The 677-nt window shown below is 66.6% G+C and carries 1 protein-coding gene; it reads left to right on the forward strand.

The features are described from left to right. Positions 1-213 precede the first annotated feature (213 nt). Positions 214-615 (forward strand): hypothetical protein, encoded by a 402-nt coding sequence (locus DVK06_RS16835; protein WP_121601121.1) that lies wholly within the window; start codon positions 214-216, stop codon positions 613-615. The last annotated feature ends 62 nt before the right edge of the window (positions 616-677 follow it).

Here is a 677-nt window from a genome sequence, read left to right on the forward strand (position 1 = left end):
CACCGCGACGACGCCGCTGTCGGCGAGTCGTTGCATGTCCTCGTGTACGTCGAGTGCGACCATCGTTGTCTCGACGTTTACTACATATAGTATTAAATTGGGGGCCTCGCGGCATCGCTTCGGTCGCACGACGGGGGCTGCGGCGGCAGTCGCATCCTCGTGAGTGAGCCCGAGAGAGAATAATTTTTTGACAGTACTGTGCGAACTACGACCGTGTCACCGACATCGACGACGCCCACGGACGGCGGTTCAAACGTCGTTCCGCCGGATAAATCGCTGTTCGCCGAAATCGCACCGTTCCGGCTGGCCGTCGGCGTCGTCTTCTGCGCGTTCGCCGTCGCCGCGGTCGCGTTCGGCTGGCTCCCGCCGATGAGCGCCGACGTGGTCGGCATCGCGCTCCTCTGTGTGGTCTTCCTCGCCGGCGGGTTCGTCCCGTTCAACGGAACCCTCGCGTTCTACGTCGCGCAGGCCGCGGCGTTCCTCGTCTGGGGCGCGCGCCGGTTGGCGGTCGACGGCTTCGACGTGATTCCGCTCCTGTTGGGCGCGGCCGGGGCCGTCGGCCTCGCGGTCTACGGTCGGCGGGCGCTCCGCGACGGGCTCAGGGCGCTGGTCTGAGTCGGCCTCGCTTCGCTCTCGCCTCACTCCCTGACGGTCAACACGGGCACGTCCGAGAGCCT

Source organism: Halorubrum sp. Atlit-28R (genome assembly GCF_003665955.1).
In the GTDB taxonomy this organism is placed as follows: Archaea; Halobacteriota; Halobacteria; order Halobacteriales; family Haloferacaceae; genus Halorubrum; species Halorubrum tropicale.